Origin of the sequence: Virgibacillus dakarensis (assembly GCF_900155625.1) — a bacterium.
GTDB classification, from domain to species: Bacteria; Bacillota; Bacilli; order Bacillales; family Amphibacillaceae; genus Lentibacillus_C; species Lentibacillus_C populi.
Genome location: NZ_LT732554.1, coordinates 2,351,087 through 2,369,195 on the forward strand (window position 1 = coordinate 2,351,087; position 18,109 = coordinate 2,369,195).

At 35.3% G+C, this 18,109-nt stretch carries 13 protein-coding genes and 1 pseudogene; 11 read left to right on the forward strand and 3 right to left on the reverse strand.

The genetic code is table 11. From position 1 onward, the window contains the following. Positions 1 to 136: 136 nt before the first annotated feature. A complete protein-coding gene (gene merA, locus CZ382_RS20765) occupies positions 137 to 1,777 on the forward strand; it encodes a mercury(II) reductase (RefSeq protein WP_060681935.1) in 1,641 nt (546 codons plus the stop codon). 478 nt (positions 1,778 to 2,255) lie between these two features. Here the strand turns inward: merA and CZ382_RS20770 are convergent, their stop codons facing one another. Beyond that, positions 2,256 to 3,830 carry an LA2681 family HEPN domain-containing protein gene (locus tag CZ382_RS20770; RefSeq protein ID WP_071649281.1) on the reverse strand — a complete coding sequence of 525 codons (1,575 nt, stop codon included), beginning with the start codon at positions 3,828 to 3,830 and terminating at the stop codon, positions 2,256 to 2,258. A 402-nt stretch (positions 3,831 to 4,232) separates the two neighbouring features. Here CZ382_RS20770 and CZ382_RS20775 point away from each other — a divergent pair, with 402 nt between their 5' ends. The 4 genes from CZ382_RS20775 (at position 4,233) to CZ382_RS20790 (ending at position 7,913) form a co-directional block, all read left to right on the forward strand. Then, a complete protein-coding gene (locus CZ382_RS20775; protein WP_071649280.1) occupies positions 4,233 to 4,613 on the forward strand; it encodes a hypothetical protein in 381 nt (126 codons plus the stop codon). 610 nt (positions 4,614 to 5,223) lie between these two features. Beyond that, complete coding sequence (istA, locus tag CZ382_RS20780; protein WP_088050155.1) at positions 5,224 to 6,774, forward strand: IS21 family transposase; 1,551 nt, start codon at positions 5,224 to 5,226, stop codon at positions 6,772 to 6,774. Further along, entirely contained in the window at positions 6,771 to 7,550 is a 780-nt protein-coding gene (istB, locus tag CZ382_RS20785) for an IS21-like element helper ATPase IstB (protein WP_088050154.1), read from the forward strand. The genes istA and istB overlap by 4 nt, the downstream gene beginning before the upstream one ends. Positions 7,551 to 7,586: 36 nt before the next feature. Next, entirely contained in the window at positions 7,587 to 7,913 is a 327-nt protein-coding gene (locus CZ382_RS20790; RefSeq protein ID WP_088051617.1) for a hypothetical protein, read from the forward strand. A gap of 207 nt (positions 7,914 to 8,120) precedes the next feature. On the opposite strand, the gene CZ382_RS20795 is transcribed toward CZ382_RS20790, so the two are convergent. Beyond that, on the reverse strand, positions 8,121 to 9,533 hold the full coding sequence (locus CZ382_RS20795) for a hypothetical protein (RefSeq protein WP_060681770.1): 1,413 nt from the start codon (positions 9,531 to 9,533) through the stop codon (positions 8,121 to 8,123). A 954-nt stretch (positions 9,534 to 10,487) separates the two neighbouring features. Between CZ382_RS20795 and ltrA the strand changes: the two genes are divergently transcribed. The 6 genes and pseudogenes from ltrA (at position 10,488) to arsC (ending at position 17,352) form a co-directional block, all read left to right on the forward strand. Next, positions 10,488 to 11,747 (forward strand): group II intron reverse transcriptase/maturase, encoded by a 1,260-nt coding sequence (gene ltrA / locus CZ382_RS20805; RefSeq protein ID WP_088053030.1) that lies wholly within the window; start codon positions 10,488 to 10,490, stop codon positions 11,745 to 11,747. A gap of 332 nt (positions 11,748 to 12,079) precedes the next feature. Continuing rightward, complete coding sequence (locus CZ382_RS20810) at positions 12,080 to 12,448, forward strand: ArsR/SmtB family transcription factor (RefSeq protein WP_060681771.1); 369 nt, start codon at positions 12,080 to 12,082, stop codon at positions 12,446 to 12,448. Then, positions 12,441 to 14,831, forward strand: a complete 2,391-nt coding sequence (locus CZ382_RS20815) for a heavy metal translocating P-type ATPase (RefSeq protein ID WP_060681772.1) — start codon at positions 12,441 to 12,443, stop codon at positions 14,829 to 14,831. The genes CZ382_RS20810 and CZ382_RS20815 overlap by 8 nt, the downstream gene beginning before the upstream one ends. Before the next feature lie 79 nt (positions 14,832 to 14,910). Next, a complete protein-coding gene (locus tag CZ382_RS20820; protein ID WP_071649279.1) occupies positions 14,911 to 15,528 on the forward strand; it encodes a CadD family cadmium resistance transporter in 618 nt (205 codons plus the stop codon). A gap of 91 nt (positions 15,529 to 15,619) precedes the next feature. Beyond that, positions 15,620 to 16,917, forward strand: a pseudogene (locus CZ382_RS20825) (arsenic transporter). A 6-nt stretch (positions 16,918 to 16,923) separates the two neighbouring features. Continuing rightward, the gene (gene arsC, locus CZ382_RS20830) at positions 16,924 to 17,352 is read left to right on the forward strand and encodes an arsenate reductase (thioredoxin) (RefSeq protein WP_060681773.1); all 429 of its coding nucleotides are present in this window, start codon (positions 16,924 to 16,926) and stop codon (positions 17,350 to 17,352) included. A 445-nt stretch (positions 17,353 to 17,797) separates the two neighbouring features. Here the strand turns inward: arsC and CZ382_RS20835 are convergent, their stop codons facing one another. Continuing rightward, positions 17,798 to 18,037: a hypothetical protein gene (locus tag CZ382_RS20835; RefSeq protein ID WP_060681774.1), complete on the reverse strand. Its 240-nt coding sequence runs from the start codon at positions 18,035 to 18,037 to the stop codon at positions 17,798 to 17,800. Positions 18,038 to 18,109: the final 72 nt, after the last annotated feature.

An 18,109-nucleotide genomic window follows, 5' to 3' on the forward strand; every position in this document is an offset into this window, starting at 1 on the left:
TGACACCACTCACCCCATCGTGCTCTGTAGTGTATCTGCCTATCCATCTATAATTATAACATTTAATATTTTGGGGGAGAGAATTACTTTCATTAAGATTTGTGCCTTGAGCACAGCGAAAGGAATGGTACTTATTATGATTAAATTTAAGGTAAACATTCAAGGAATGACTTGTACGGGTTGTGAAAAACACGTGGCATCAGCACTTGGAAATATAGGTGCTAAAAATATTGAGTCTAGTTTTCGTCGTGGTGAAGTCGTATTTGAATTGCCCGATGATATTGAGGTTGAAAGTGCAAAAAAGGCGATTGATGAAGCAAATTATCAAACTGGAGAAATTGAGGAAGTATCATCTCAAGAAAACGTGGCTTTAAGTAATGAGGACAACTATGACCTTCTTATTATTGGTTCTGGCGCTGCTGCTTTTTCTTCGGCAATTAAAGCTATTGAATATGGTGCAAAAGTTGGAATGATTGAGTGTGGAACGGTTGGGGGAACCTGTGTGAATATTGGCTGTGTTCCATCAAAGACTCTTCTTAGGGCAGGGGAAATCAATCATTTATCAAAAGAAAATCCGTTTATAGGTTTACAAACATCTGCTGGAGAAGTGGATTTAGCTAGTTTAATCACGCAAAAGAATAAATTGGTGAGTGAACTTCGGAATCAAAAATATGTGGATTTAATTGATGAATATGGCTTTGATTTAATTGAAGGTGAAGCAAAATTCGTTGATGCTAGTACGATTGAGGTCAATGGGGCAAAGTTATCTGCAAAACGCTTTTTAATTGCAACAGGTGCATCTCCCTCGTTACCACGAATTTCAGGACTTGAAGAAGTGGACTATTTAACTAGTACAACTCTACTTGAATTAAAGAAAGTACCAAAACGGTTAACGGTGATTGGTTCAGGATACATTGGAATGGAGCTTGGACAACTATTTTATCATCTAGGTTCAGAAATAACACTAATCCAAAGAAGTGAGCGACTTTTAAAAGAATATGATCCTGAGATTTCAGAGACAGTTGAAAAAGCCTTGATTGAACAGGGAATAAAACTTGTCAAAGGGGCAACTTTTGAGCGTGTTGAACAAAGTGGAGAGATAAAAAAGGTTTACGTAACAGTGGATGGCAGTAAAAAAGTCATTGAATCAGATCAGTTACTTGTTGCTACTGGAAGAAAACCAAATACGGATTCTTTAAATTTAAGTGCTGCAGATGTTGAAATTGGAAAAAATAATGAAATCCTGATCAATGATTTTGGTCAAACAAGTAATCAAAAGATTTATGCAGCAGGAGATGTGACGTTAGGACCGCAATTTGTATATGTAGCAGGCTATGAAGGTGGAATTGCTACTGATAATGCTATCGGTGGGTTAAACAAAAATATAGATTTATCAATTGTTCCTGCTGTTACGTTTACGAATCCATCGGTTGCAACGGTTGGTTTAACAGAAGAACAAGCAAAAGGGAAAGGGTATGATGTGAAGACATCTGTATTACCCTTAGATGCTGTTCCAAGAGCAATTGTAAACCGTGAAACCACCGGTGTATTTAAACTAGTAGCAGATGCAAAAACATTGAAAGTATTAGGGGTCCATATTGTATCTGAGAATGCAGGAGATGTCATCTATGCAGCGACATTAGCTGTTAAATTTGGCTTAACGATAGAAGATTTAACAGAAACCCTATCACCATATTTAACAATGGCTGAAGGGCTAAAATTAGCTGCACTTACGTTCGATAAAGATGTATCGAAATTATCTTGTTGTGCAGGCTAAGGCAACCTTTTTACAACTTCTTATTCAAGTAAACCGGCTAATAATTACTAAAGGGTGCAGTAGTTAAGCAAAGTCTACAAAAGGATTCCATAAACTATTTTCCAATCACCTATTATATTAATGCTTTAAGGAATTTCTAAGAGCATTTGTGGTCACAAAAATAATTTAGTACTGTACGTCTTTAAGGCCATGTGGCATTCAAAGAACAAGAATATCAAATCGAGACTCCTAAATGGCTTGGAATAGATGAAATACACATTATCCTTAAACCTCGTCTTCTTGTACTGACTAATATCGAACGGAATCTTATAAAGATGCAGCAAATCTTATTATTTTAAGTGGGCAAACTATCAACGAGAGAGGACAAAAAATAAGGAAGTAAATACTTCCTTATTTTTATGTCTGAAATACAAGTTGCACTAACATATTTTATTATTTCCAAAGATATATAATTTATTCAAAGAAGGCAATCTAAAATTCAATTTAGCTGTTTCCAATCATCATCGTATTGATCCATGTGCATCGGCATAATTAAACCATCTGACGCACTTTTCTTTCTAAGTTCCTCTACGTGTACACCCATAGTCAATAATATAATTCCTTCACGTACATAAGAAAGTAGTTTCATTGCAGCATCATTAAATTCATCAACCGTAATGGAATAGGCCAACGGATCATCCTTATTTTCTCGTAATTCCTCTGTAATTGGATACAAAAGAGTGTCATGAACCTTTAAATAACGATGCTCTAAATGATGTCGTATTTTCGAAATATGTACGATAGCTGGTTCTATATAGTGATGTTCTACCTTTTGCTTTCCAATATCTTTGCATAACCAGTACAGACCGATTAATGGGAGATTAAATGTATCTTTTTCTGTCATCCTATTCTTTAAATCGACTTTTAAGTTGTAGGAGTTTTTCCCTTTTCTAACTTTGTCCTGCCAGATTGTTCGATAAGATACATCTCTTTCCTTGATTCCAATTTCAAAATAATCATTTATAAAAAAGGAAATACGGTCAAATAATGAATATAAACTTCTATAGGCATATTTCAATTTCTCAATTGAAATGCCATATACCGGATAATCTAATGTATTGACAAGGTGAACATCTCTATCCGAAAAATGAGACCCTTGAAATGAAATGGCATCAAAAATCATGAATCTAGCAGATACATATTCTTGTTTTATTTGATTAAACAAACCATGAAATCTTGGTCCCTCATCGATTTTTGTAATAATATTAGGCAGATGAAGGATATCATGTGCAGAGATGGAATAAGGAAAGGCATCGTTTAAAGTATTCAGAAACAATGTATTTTTAATACACCATTTTCGGTAATTGATTTCATCATCGGAATCCCCTAATGAGTATTCTTCAAATTCGTAAGGTTTCTCTAGATATTCTATTGGATACCATTGTTTTAAACTAGCTTTTAAACTTTTATAATGCTCAGTTGCATACTCTTCTATATCATTGAATTCCAATACTTCTTTTAATAATTGATAGGATTCATTAGCAAGAACTGAACGATGACCATTATCATAGTCGAGCGAAGCATAATCCATTAAAAATCCAGCAAAGTTTCCTATAGCCATTGGAAAACCACTACCAACTCCAATTTTTAAATATGATAGTGCCTTAATAATCCTACCGCATGTATTCAATACGTTTGCATAGTTAGTATATGCCATTAATAAATAATTTCCAAGGTGATAAGATTCCTCTGAATCTTCTTTTATTTCGTCTCTTTCCTGATATGAAGTTAAATTTTCTATAGATAATCGAAACAATAATAAACACATTTCAAAGTCTTCTTCGTTATTACTCTTCTCAGAATAAATTAATAAACCTTTATACTTTAGGTGGATATAGTTACTGTAGGAAGTAGCCCCATGGTAAGCTAAAATTCCTTTCTCAAGGCGATTATACTTTCCTGTTTCAACTCGGTTTAAACAATCCTCCGCTATTTTGTGTAAAGTGTCTATATCTCCCTCATCGAAAGCTTTATCGGCAAACATTCCTAAAGTATGCACATCATCGTTAATCATAACTTTCTCCCCCGTTTAGTTAGATAAAATATTTTATTACATTTGCTCATTCTATAATTATAACCTCTTATTAAATTTTGAATAGAAGTTCATGGCTATATATCAACCAATTATGACTACAAAATAACTATTTATGGGATAAATGAATAAACTAATATCTTATTTGGCATAAATTGATAAAAAGGAAATGATTTTTAAAACGAATATTATAGAAGATAACTTACCATGAATCCTCTGTGTGTCAGATGATAAACTGTTGTTCAAGGCTTAGTTATGCTTTGAAAGTTATCATACTCAACATAAAGCAAGCGTCTCAATTTATGAAGCAATAGTTTTATCACATGGATATACTTATACATTTCTATTTTTTAAATTATTAACCACAATAAGGCGGTGTGACATATGGACAATATGGATATTGAACATATCATAAAAAATGCCTCTTTTGAGGAATTACAGGAAGCTACCTCATTCAGAGAAAACCAATTATATTGGATAGATTATATTGTAAGTTCCATTGAAAAAAGAAGGGTGGCGGAAATCTTATTTTCAAAAGGATACACAATTAAAAAGGTTGAGAATGTTTTAGTTTTGGGGGACGGAGAAGCTGCGCTCATAAAGAAGCATTTAGATCAATATGGGATAATCGATAGTCAATCCATTCTAAAAATATTAACAAAGACTTATCGGAGAGCGACTTTAGTAATGGTCATTGAACAAATGATAGATAAGAAGTGTGACAAGGATGTAATAGAAGATGTTATAAGTTTATTAAAAGAATAGTTTTTGAAGTTGTTTTATAACTAAGAATTTAATCAAAAAAGTAATATGTATTGTAATAATATTTAATGATAAAAAACATAATAAGATACATTAGTATCTTTAAATTACTATTACAAACCCTTACGTGGTAAGGAATTGAATAGTTTTTATGATAATTAATTTTATTGATACTATAAATTAAATGTCTATAATATAAAATTAATAAATCTAACAAAAAATTTTATCTTAAAATATAAATATTAAACAGATACTATAAAAATTTGCTGGTGTAATTGGACTTTATTCTTTAAAAAAAAGCTTTATTGAGAAAGAATACAATACAGAAACAAGAGAATCGTCCTATACATTTTTATAAAAAGGTATTGTTTGAAAAATGGTCATGCCAAATAACCCTTCTCCACTAGGATAGAAAGGCAGAATTTATATTTTATATTTTTAAAAAAATTATTATTGAGTATGGCATTCAATATGTACCAGCCTTGCAATCTTTTTTACCACTAAATGCGGAGAATTTTACCACCTTTTGCGGAAGTCTTTACCATTTTATCGACTCCTGTATACTTAATGTGCATGCCAACCGGCATGACATTAGGAATACAGGAGGTTTTTTATGTTTCCATATCGACAGATGCTGGAATTATATGACGAGGAAAGGAGTTTACGAAATATCGCAGCGATGACTCGCCATTCACGACAAAAAGTCACAGAAGTCATACGATTAGCGGAAAAAAGGGGATTGAAATGTCCATTAGATGAAGAAATGACAGATTCTTGGATTGAAGATTTTCTCTATCCTGAGAAAAAACTGGAAGCTTCAGGTCGGCAAATGATTGATTTTGATTATCTGCATAAAGAGTTGGCCAAACCACATGTTACATTGACATTGCTTCATGAAGAATATGTGAGGAAATCCGAGGAACAAGAAAAGATTCCCTATGCCTACCGGACATTCACGGAGCATTACCATAACTTTGCCCAAAAATATAAAGCAACCTTGCGAATCAAACGGAAACCAGGGGAATTGTTAGAAGTAGATTGGGCAGGTTCTACTTTATTTATCATTGATCCCGATACAGGGGAAAAAGTGAAAGTGTATGTATTTGTGGCAACTTTACCATGTTCGCTGCTTTCCTATGTCGAAGGTTCTTTATCCATGGATTTAGCGTCTTGGATAAAGCTTCATCAACACACGTTTGAATACATGGGAGGAAGCACTCAAATCATTGTTCCAGACAATTTAAAGACAGGAGTGACCAAACATACCCGCAAAGAACTGGTGTTAAACAAAACATACGAAGAAATGGTCCGCCACTATCACTCGGTGGTCATGCCAGCACGCGTGCGTTCACCAAAGGATAAACCGAATGTAGAAGGTTCCGTGAACACGGTGTCAACCTGGATTATTGCCGCATTAAGGAATACTCAATGTTTTACGATAGAGGAAATAAACCAGGAGATTCGAAAGAAACTGGAGGAGTTTAACCACCGGCCTTTCACAAAAAAAGAAGGCTCCCGTTGGTCAGCATTTATAGAAGAAGAGAAGTACGCCCTTACTCCTCTTCCCGCTAAGCCCTACCAGATGTCTGAGTGGCGAACAGCCAAAGTGCAGCCTGATTATCATATCTCTGTAAAAAGTATGTTTTACTCCGTTCCCTATGAGTATATAGGAAAACAAGTCGATGTGAAAGTCTCAGATGAGGCGATTGAAGTTTATTTCAATTACATGAGAATCGCTTCTCATCCAACACTGCATGGGAAATACGGGCAATTTTCTACTGTACATGATCATATGCCGGATAATCATAAACTTTACGTGGAACAAACACCGCAAGACGCATTGGATTGGGCGGAGAATATTGGAGAACATACGCTATTTGTGGTGAAGTTTCTATTGGATAGCTACGAAGTTGAAAAACAAGCAATGAAGTCCGTCTTTGCCCTAAAGAAACTGGAGCGTACCTATACTGTTTATGAAATCGAACGTGCGTGTAAAATGGTGCATGAAATCACGAATCGACCAACCGTGAAAAGTATTCAAACACTTATCAAAAACAATAAAAAAGCAGACTCAGAGAAAACTTTCACACAGAAGAAAGATAATGTGCAAAATAAGCACGGTTTCACTCGCGGGGCTTCTTATTTTGGAGGGAAAAATAAATGAATCAACAGAATATAGATAAACTAAAAGCATTGAAACTATCAGGGATGGCAGAAGCCTATGAAACTATTTCTACCAAGGGAGAAAATAAAGAGATGGATTTTGATACATTATTCGGCATCTTGATTGACCATGAGGAATCCCGGCGGAAAAGCAATAAAATCAATCGACTTCTTAAACAGGCAGCATTTCCTGAGTCTGCCTCTATGGAGGAAATCATCTACTATGAAGATCGAAAACTGGATAAGGATTTAATCTTACGTCTAGCCAGTGGCAGTTATATTCTGGATGGGAGAAATATTATCTTTAAAGGAGTGTCTGGAGCCGGGAAGTCTTGGATGGCTATCGCATTTGGTGTACAAGCATGCCGTCAATTCTTCAAGGTTCAATATACACGACTTCCAGATTTATTAGAAGCATTTAAAATAGCAAAATATCAACAGGATGACAGCTACACCAAATTAATGAAAAAGCTTCTGAAGGTTGACCTTCTTATTCTTGATGAATGGCTGCTTTATACATTAACGGATGAAGAAACAGCTCTCCTTCTTGAAGTGATTAATACAAGACGTCAGGCAAAACAATCCAATATATTCTGTTCCCAATTTGATCTTGATGGATGGTATGAAAAATTGGGAGGCGGAACCCTGGCAGAAGCCATTCTAGACCGGATTGTTCATGATTCTTATGATATTTTTATTGACGGAAAAGTATCGATGCGTGAACGTCTTGGTGTGCACCATCAAAAGAAAAACGATGAAGAGAACAGCAGCCTTTAATAAATACCAAGAATAAGAACAGAAAGGGAGTTTTAAATGAAGGATTACATGACAATATCAGAAACGGTTGATCTCTTACACAACTATGAGTTGGAATGTGATGAAAAAGATGTTAGGCAATGGATAGCTAAAGGTGAAATCGAAGCAACAGAATTTGAAGGGAACTACCATATTTATGAACCAGCTGTGTTATCTTTCTTGATAGATTTAAGTCGTGTTGGAACAGCCTATGAAAAAGGAATTGATGATAAAACCAAAATAGAAAGACTCGAGGAAATGGTGCAGGAGTTACAGAAAGAGATTGATAGACTGCGTTGTGAGAAATTAAAGCTTGAACTTCAATTAGGAATTCTTCCGTTTTAGTGTATAAAGAAATCCCCCCAAACAGTCGGGGGATTTCTTTATACATGTGGTAAAGTGTTCCGCAGTGAGTGGTACATCCCGCCGCAAAAGGTGGTAAAAAAGATCGCACAAGTGGTAAAAATAGTCCGCCGTACACAATTATTAGGTAGTTCCCGCATTTTGGATCTTAAAAAAACAGTAATAATAATTTTTTAAAAAGATCCGATATTACTCGGTAATTGCTACGTAAGGATTGTAAAGTAATTTTTCTCTTCTTTCTCTTTTATAGTTACTGTCCCGTTTGATTTTAGAGATAGTACGTTCTTTTTGATTTAATTGCCTTTGGATAGCAAGATAAAATACTTTATTCCTATCATTACCATGAGCTTCGGCCTCATCTTTATAGATTTTTTCTACTTTTTCTTTAAATTCATACCAAGACTTATCTACCTGTGTAAATTGGCTATATATGAAGCTATATGCTGCTTCTAATTCACGGTCTAATATGATAAGGTTGTCGTTATATGATTCTTCCATAATGTAAGATATAAATGGTTTACTATCTTTAATAGCATGTTTTAAATTTAAGGATTGATATGGCAATGTTTTTACTTTAGTAAAATAATCATTTTTCACCTCTTCGAATAAGGTTTTAAGTCTTTGTTCAATTCTAGGAATAACATAAAAGTTTTTAATTGTATTACCAAAATTACCATTTTCCATCAGATTTTGAAAAGAATGGCTTCTATTTTTGAAAAAATCTTTTAAGCCTTCACGATATAATTGTATTCCTACATCACCGAATTCCTTATATATTTTTGCCTTTACCATATGGACCTTCTCTAAAGCTTTTACATCAAAGCTGTCTAAACTACATCCAAAATCTTTTGCGATAGATTTTAAATCCTGCAACGTTGCCAATCTTGTCATATCATAAATGTCACAAATTTGATCTTTTGTAACTAAATCTTTTGCTATACGAATATGAATGATATGATGTTTTTCTTCTTTATGACTCATTCGTTTCTTTCTTTTACCAGTTTTTTCAGCAAATGTATTTAATCTTTCTCTAAGATTTTTAGTATTTTTATTTAGTACTTCTCTGTTCGCTCCAAGTCGCACTTCAAAAAAACCTTTGTTAATTAAATCTAAAAGGTTGGATATCATATCTTCAAAACTAATAAAAAAGTCTAACTTTACATGCTTTGCATTTGTCCGGTTTTGATAAAGGTGTTCAATAGCTAAAGAATGTTCGTGGCCCGGTAGTTTTGCTGTTAGAATATAAAATAGGAATTGTAATTGGCGCTTGTATGATTTTTTAAATTCATCAGATTGAAAGAATTTATACAAGTTTATATAGTAGAAATTATGGTTCTCAGCTGTTGAAATAGTATTGAATTTACTATATAAGTAACCATCTTTACCCCGATAGATCCACTCAACTTTCTCCAGTCTTCCTAATGCTTCCTTTATTAGTCGCGGAGTCATAATATTAGCTGCTTCAATTTGTTCTAATGTTACATTAATTCGTTTGTCTAAATCTGTATTTGCCGCTAAAAATGGGATTAGACGAAGAGAAACAGATGAAAGACTCTTTAATATTTTTTGTTGTTTTAGCATTTCTCTACTTAACATTGTCATTACTTAACCCTCCAAAACTTGTGCAAAAAGAAAAGAACCCCAAATCTAAGTACGCCTTTGAACTAACAAAGACCTAACATAGATTTGGGGTTCTCCCTTTTTTATTATGAAATTTTGATTTAATCTTATAAAGTTTAGTATAGTTATTATATAGTAAACAATATAGAAATAGCAAGATGGATACTAAAAATAAAATTAATACTTTACATTATAACTACATTTACCATCTAAAGCAAATATATAAAAACAGTATCAACACTAATATAATGAGAAATCCCATCCTTATTTTAATTGATCTGCTAAAATCAAAATAAGGACGGGATTCTATAAAGAAATACAACCTAAACATCTTTATCACGCTAGTATAGAATGTTGGGTTATTCTAATCTTAGTATAACCAACTTTTGTGCGCCCGGCATGGGTGCAATCTCTAGGGTGAAAGTCCCGAGCCGTGAAGACAGAAGTAGCGGTTAGCTCAACGCAAGGGTGTCCGTGGTGACGCGGAATCTGAAGGAAGCGGGCGGCAAACTTCCGGTCTGAGGAACACAAACTTCATATAAGGCTAGGTATCATTGGATGAGTTTGCAAAACAAAACAAAGTCCTTTCTGTCGAAGGTGATACAGAGTAAATGAAGCAGATAGGTGGAAGGAAAGATTGCATCCTTACCCGGGGAGGTCTGTTAGAAATGCGCAACACATTGCGTAACCGAACATGCGAATGTTCGCTGAACTATCAGAAATCAGCAGAAGCCATAGTACTAGATACTTCTAGAATATCTAGGAAGGGCTGAATCATTTAAGGAGAATTGCCACTTTACGTACGCAACACTTAATGAAGCAGAAACATTTATTCCTTCCTAATGGAGGAAACGGTGAATCCGTGGGGGACATTAGAAGGGCTGAAAGTAGTTGCCACACAAGAAGGACGGACAATTCACGTAGGAGTTAGATACCATGTTGGAGAGAATACTATCACGGGAAAACTTAATACAAGCGCTAACACGCGTAGAAGGAAATAAAGGAAGTCACGGTGTAGATGAAATGCCCGTACAAAACCTACGAGCGCATATCTTGGAACACTGGACTACCATTCGAGGACAACTCGAAAAGGGAACCTACTATCCTCAACCCGTTCGTCGTGTCGAAATCCCGAAACCAAACGGCGGGAAGAGGAAGTTGGGGATTCCTACTGTGATGGACCGATTCCTCCAACAAGCAATTGCACAAGTCCTAACAGATATTTATGACCCAACATTCTCTCAACATAGCTATGGATTTCGTCCTAAAATGCGAGGTCATGACGCTGTAAGAGAAGCAAGAAACTATATTAAACAAGGATATCGTTGGGTCGTCGACATGGATTTAGAGAAATTCTTTGATAAAGTTAATCACGATAGATTAATGCGTACATTGAGCCGAAGGATTAATGATTCCAGAGTGCTTAAACTAATTCGCAGATATCTACAAGCAGGTGTAATGGAGGACGGGATAGTGCGTCCAAACACAGAAGGAGCGCCGCAAGGTGGCCCATTAAGTCCACTACTTTCAAATATTGTCCTAGATGAGTTAGACAAGGAACTGGAGAAAAGAGGACTTCATTTCGTCCGCTATGCGGACGATTGTAATATCTATGTACGCTCCAAAAGAGCCGGTTTGCGAGTGATGAAAAGTATTACTAAATTCATCGAAGGAAAACTTAAATTAAAAGTAAATGAACAGAAAAGTGCAGTAGACCGTCCATGGAAACGCAAATTCCTTGGCTTTTCTTTCACTGTCCATAAGGAAAAACCGAAGATTCGGGTTTCTAAAGAAAGTGTCCAACGTTTCAAACAACGTATTAGAGAACTAACTTCTAGAAGGAAGTCTATGAACATGAAGGATAGGATTGAGAAGTTAAATCGATACCTAGTGGGCTGGCTTGGTTATTATCAACTGGCAGATACACCTTCTATATTTAAAGGTCTAGATAGCTGGATTCGAAGAAGGCTGCGAATGATACGTTGGAAGGAGTGGAAGAAAGTCAAAACAAAGTATAAGAACTTAATGAAACAAGGAATCAATAAGGGAAAAGCGTGGGAATGGGCAAACACAAAGAAAGCCTATTGGCGAATAGCCAATAGCCCAATCTTGCATAAAGCCCTTGGTGACCGATACTGGTCAAACCAAGGGCTGAAGAGTCTATATTATCGATATCAAACATTACGTTGGACTTAAATGAAACCGCCGTATACGGAACCGTACGTACGGTGGTGTGAGAGGTCGGAGGTTAGTCGCCTCCTCCTACTCGATTGTTATTTAAGTCATATTTGAGAAACTTAGCTTTATTGAGCAAAGAATAATATTCGCTCTTTCTTGAACTATTATTTGGACTATCGAAATTTTTATGGGTATACGCTCTTATTGAGGCTAATAAATGAAAGTTCAAGAAGATGTTATCAGAATTGGGAAATCTCAGTTCTTTTTTAAAATCATTCAAGTAATTGCTTGAATATGTAATGGAAAAAAGTTATGATATATTCAAATGAATATTTGAATGAGGTGATGATTTGAATAAAAAGGATACTTGTGAAGTTTTTTGTTATGACGAGGAAAAGGTTAATAGAATACAGGGTGATTTACAAACAGTAGATATTTCTGGTATTTCTCAAATGTTAAAAGCAATTGCCGATGAAAATAGAGCAAAAATCACCTATGCTCTGTGTCAAGATGATGAGCTATGTGTTTGTGATATAGCAAATATCTTAGGAGTTACGGTTGCTAATGCTTCTCATCATTTACGAACACTTTATAAGCAAAGGATTGTCAAATATCGGAAGGAAGGAAAGCTCTCCTTTTATTCGTTAAACGATAAACATATCAAACAAATTATGATGATTGCATTAACACACAAGAAAGAGGTGGAGGTAAATGTCTGAACAAGCAGAACAATCAGAATCAGAAATGACTTCCTACCGAGTACAAGGCTTTTCATGTGCAAATTGTGCAGGAAAATTTGAAAGAAATGTTAAGAAACTACCCAATGTTCAAGACGCAAGAGTTAATTTCGGCGCATCTAAAATATCCGTGTATGGTGATGCAACTGTTGAAGAATTAGAGAAAGCAGGAGCTTTTGAAAATCTTAAAGTAATGCCTGAAAAACCAAAACGGCAAGCACCAATTGTTGTTCATCAGGATAAAAATGTGTACCGGGTTGAAGGATTTTCGTGTGCTAATTGTGCGGGTAAATTCGAAAAGAATGTAAAAAAATTATCAGGGGTTCAGGATGCAAAAGTAAATTTTGGTGCGTCTAAAATCGAGGTATATGGCGATACAAACATTGAAGAATTAGAAAAAGCCGGTGCTTTTGAAAATCTTAAAGTGACTCAAGATAAACCATTAAGGGAAGAGAAACAAGAGGTTAAAGAAGAAAAAGAGCCATTTTATAAAAAACACAGCACGTTACTATATGCTACTTTATTAATCGTTTTTGGTTATATTTCTCAGTTTGTTAATGGAGAGGAAAATATTATTACTTCCCTATTGTTTGCAGCAGCGATAGTAATTGGCGGATATTCACTCTTTAAAGTCGGGTTTCAAAACTTGCTACATTTTGAATTTGACATGAAAACCCTTATGACAGTGGCAATTATTGGAGCAGCTATTATTGGGGAATGGGCAGAAGGTGCAATTGTTGTTATTCTTTTTGCAATTAGTGAAGCTCTAGAAAGATTCTCTATGGATCGAGCAAGACAATCGATTCGATCTCTAATGGATATTGCTCCTAAAAAGGCGCTTGTTAGAAGAAATGGGCAAGAAATGATGATTCATGTTGATGATATTGCTGTTGGCGATATTATGATTGTGAAACCCGGTCAAAAGCTTGCTATGGATGGTGTAGTAGTAAATGGTTACTCTGCTGTTAATCAAGCGGCTATTACAGGCGAGTCAGTCCCTGTCGAGAAAACGATGGATGATGAAGTTTTTGCAGGAACATTAAATGAAGAGGGAATACTTGAGGTTAAAGTAACAAAGCTGGTTGAAGATACAACAATCTCCAAAATCATTCACCTTGTTGAAGAGGCTCAAGGGGAACGTGCGCCATCTCAAGCGTTTGTAGATAAATTCGCAAAATATTATACACCTATTATTATGATTATCGCAGGACTGGTTGCTGTTGTGCCACCATTATTATTTGGTGGGAGCTGGGGAACATGGGTTTACCAAGGGCTAGCTGTTCTTGTCGTTGGTTGCCCTTGTGCATTAGTTATTTCAACCCCAATTTCTATTGTCTCAGCAATTGGAAATGCAGCTAAAAAAGGTGTGCTTATCAAAGGCGGAATTTATCTAGAAGAAATGGGCGCCTTAAAAGCGATTGCCTTTGATAAAACGGGTACATTAACAAAAGGGATTCCAGTTGTAACAGATTTTAACGTATTGAATAATCAGGTAAATGCAGAAGAAATGTTATCTATCATTACTGCATTAGAATATCGTTCCGGGCATCCATTAGCTTCAGCCGTTATGAAAAAAGCAGAAGAGGAGAACATTACCTACACTCATATAATCGTGGATGATTTCTCTTCTATCACAGGAAAAGGAATTAAGGGGACTATCAGCGGCACGACTTATTACATTGGAAATCCGAAATTATTTGAGAATCTATCAGTCGATTTTAATAACGAGCAAGATCAACTTATTAAGACCCTTCAAAATCAAGGGAAAACTGCAATGGTTGTTGGAACTGAAAAAGAAATCCTTGCTGTCATTGCAGTAGCTGATGAAGTACGTGAATCCAGCAAGGAAATTATTCATAAGTTACATCAACTTGGAATCAAAAAAACCATCATGCTTACAGGTGACAACAAAGGTACAGCCAATGCAATTGGAGGTCATGTTGGGGTAACGGATATCCAAGCAGAACTATTGCCACAAGACAAATTAGAATTTATTAAACAATTGAGATCTAAATATGGCAACGTAGCGATGGTTGGAGATGGTGTCAATGATGCCCCTGCGTTAGCTGCCTCTACTGTTGGAATCGCAATGGGTGGAGCTGGTACAGATACTGCCCTTGAAACAGCAGATGTAGCTTTAATGGGAGACGATTTAAGAAAACTTCCATTTTCTGTGAAACTAAGCCGAAAAGCACTGACTATAATTAAGCAAAATATCACATTCGCATTAGCTATTAAATTCATTGCCTTATTATTGGTTATCCCCGGTTGGCTAACACTTTGGATTGCCATCCTTTCAGATATGGGAGCAACTCTTTTAGTCGCTTTAAATGGTTTAAGGTTAATGCGGGTAAAAGAAAATTAATATATAAATATGTGTGTGTAAAATTAAGGGCTTTTCTTGCCATTGAAAAGCCCTATCCAGAAGTATTGGAGATGAAATAATGATTGCAACGGCACTTACAGCAGCTGCAGTTTATGTAGCAACAGGGATTGACTATCTTATTATTTTAATCCTTTTGTTTTCGCAAATAAAAAAAGGGCAAGCAAAACATATATGGATTGGACAATACATAGGTACAGCAATTATTATAGCTGCAAGTCTATTGGTTGCCCTCGGTATTACATGGTTAATTCCTGAGCAATGGGTTTTAGGTCTCCTTGGGCTTATTCCCCTTTATTTGGGTATTAAGATTTGGATCAAGGGTGAGGAAGATGAAGATGATAGCAATATATTATCTTTATTTTCCTCCAATCGGTTTAATCAATTATATTTAACAGTTATATTTATTGTGCTGTCTTCCAGTGCAGATGACTTTTCTATTTATATACCTTATTTCACAGCATTAAACGCGGTTGAAATTCTTATTGCTAGTATTGTCTTTTTCATTATGGTTGGGGTTTTATGTTATGTCAGCTATCGCTTAGCTTCCTTGGATTTTGTATCAGAAAAAGTTGAGAAATATGAACGTTGGATTGTTCCAATTGTTTTTATAGGGCTAGGGATTTATATTATGTTTGAAAATGGCACATTAAATGCATTATTCTCATTCCAATTTTAACAAACCGGGTGCGTTGATCCAAGAAGGATTCACGCACCCTTGTTGTTGAAGTTATTATGCTACAGGGTAGTGCAATAGTGGCGTAATACGATTGAATCAAGATTTCACTTTAGCACTTATTATTTTTATTGCTACATTAATTTTCGTTATTTGGCAGCCTAAAGGATTAAATATCGGTTGGTCTGCCTGTGCTGGAGCAATCATTGCTCTTTTAGTAGGAGTTGTTGGATTTAGTGATGTCTTAGAAGTAATAGACATTACTTGGAACGCAACATTATCGTTTGTTGCAATCATCCTTATTTCATTAATATTAGATCAAATTGGTTTGTTTGAGTGGGCCGCTCTACATATGGCGAGGATTGCAAAAGGAAATGGAATTAAAATGTTTGTCTATGTGAGTATTTTAGGTGCGATTGTTGCTGCATTATTCGCCAATGATGGTGCTGCATTAATATTAACACCAATTGTACTTGCAATGGTTCGTCATTTGAAATTCAAGGAAAAAATGGTCTTTCCGTTTATTATTGCTAGTGGTTTTATTGCTGATACAACATCATTACCCTTTATCTAAGTAACTTGGTAAATATTGTTTCTGCTGATTTTTTTGGAATTGGATTCCTCGAATATGCTGTGAGGATGGTTATTCCAAACATTTTTTCACTAATTGCAACGATTACCGTCTTACTCATTTATTTCAGAAAAAGTATCCCTAAAACATACGATTTGTCTAAACTAAGAAAACCAGTAGAAGCGATCAAGGACCAAAAATTGTTCCGTTTGTCTTGGTTTGTTTTAACGGTATTATTAATTGGTTACTTTACTAGTGAATTCATTCATATTCCTGTTTCCATTGTGGCAGGTATTGTTGCGATACTTTTTATTCTGATGGCTAGAAGAAGCGAAGTAGTTGATACAAAATCAGCAATTAAAGGAGCGCCTTGGAATATTGTTTTTTTCTCAATAGGAATGTATGTCGTTGTTTATGGATTAGGGAATGCAGGACTTACTTCTGTCTTGGCAGGTGTTATTCAAGAAGTGGCTGAAGAAGGATTGTTAATTGCTACCGTTTCTATGGGCTTTATAGCAGCTATTCTATCTGCAATTATGAATAATATGCCAACTGTTATGATTGATGCTTTGGCAATTGCAGAAACAAATACATCAGGTGTAATACGAGAGGCACTTGTTTATGCGAATATTATAGGATCTGATTTAGGACCAAAAATCACTCCAATTGGGTCACTCGCCACATTGGTATGGCTTCACGTTTTATCCCAAAAAGGGGTGAAAATATCCTGGGGAACATATTTTAAAACTGGGGTTGTTTTAACGATACCCATCCTATTGATAACATTAATTGGACTTTATATTTCATTACTATTTTTCTAAAGGAGAATGAGCTATGACAAAAAAATAATCTACTTTCTATGTACTGGGAATTCGTGCCGAAGCCAAATGGCAGAGGGTTGGGCAAAAAAATACTTAAACCATGAGGAATGGGAAGTTAAAAGTGGTGGAATTGAAGCACACGGACTGAACCCGAATGCAGTTAAAGCAATGAAAGAAGCAGGAATTGACATATCAAATCAAACATCGGATATTATCGATTCTGAAATACTAAACAACGCAGCTTTAACTGTTACCCTTTGTGGTGATGCAAAAGATAAATGTCCTGTTACACCACCTAAAGTCAAAAGGGAACACTGGGGATTTGATGATCCTGCAAGAGCAGAAGGAACGGAAGAAGAAAAATGGGCAGTTTTCCAGCGTGTTCGTGATGAAATTGGCAATCGAATCAAACACTTTGCTGAGACAGGGGAATAAAAAAACACCAAGAAATCCTCTTGGTGTTTTCTCTTGTAATATATAAGTCTTTACTAATAAATATTGTGAATAATTCATTTAAACTAACGGAAGTTTGATGAAATAAGTGTTAGGATTACCTTCAATAGACAATCAATTAGACATTGGTCGTATATTGAAGGTTCTTTGATTTGCAAAATACAATCATTTCATGCATGAGTTAAAGTTTTATGTTAAACGGGTTAAACAGTAACATCGATTATCATGATTAAAAAGGAATGATCACAATTACAGTCGCTCCTTTATAAAGAGATTACGATTAAATTAATCCTTATGATAATTTTTTAATGCTAATTTGGTGGCATAATACACAACGATACCGATAGATGCAAGGTTAAGTATCCATCCAAGTAACCCATAACCCATCATATTCATCATCCCCATTATACGGGATCACCTCTTTAATCTATAAATTATACATCATATCACGGAATTCAGTATCGTTTTGCATCATACCATTGTCGCCATGACAGTTATTAAACATTTCTTCCTGCTGTTCTGATGATAAATTAGGATGCATTTCTTCAATATGCGGTTGCATTTCCTCAAAGTTGAAGATGCCATTTCCATTTGATTCGGCCGCAACAAAAGTTGCACTTCCTAATAGAACCGCTCCAGTTAATAACCCTACTACTAATTTTTTCATATAAAACATCTCCTTTCTTAACTACATCATACCTTTCATATATGGAGAATTTGTGGTGAACTTATGTGGAAG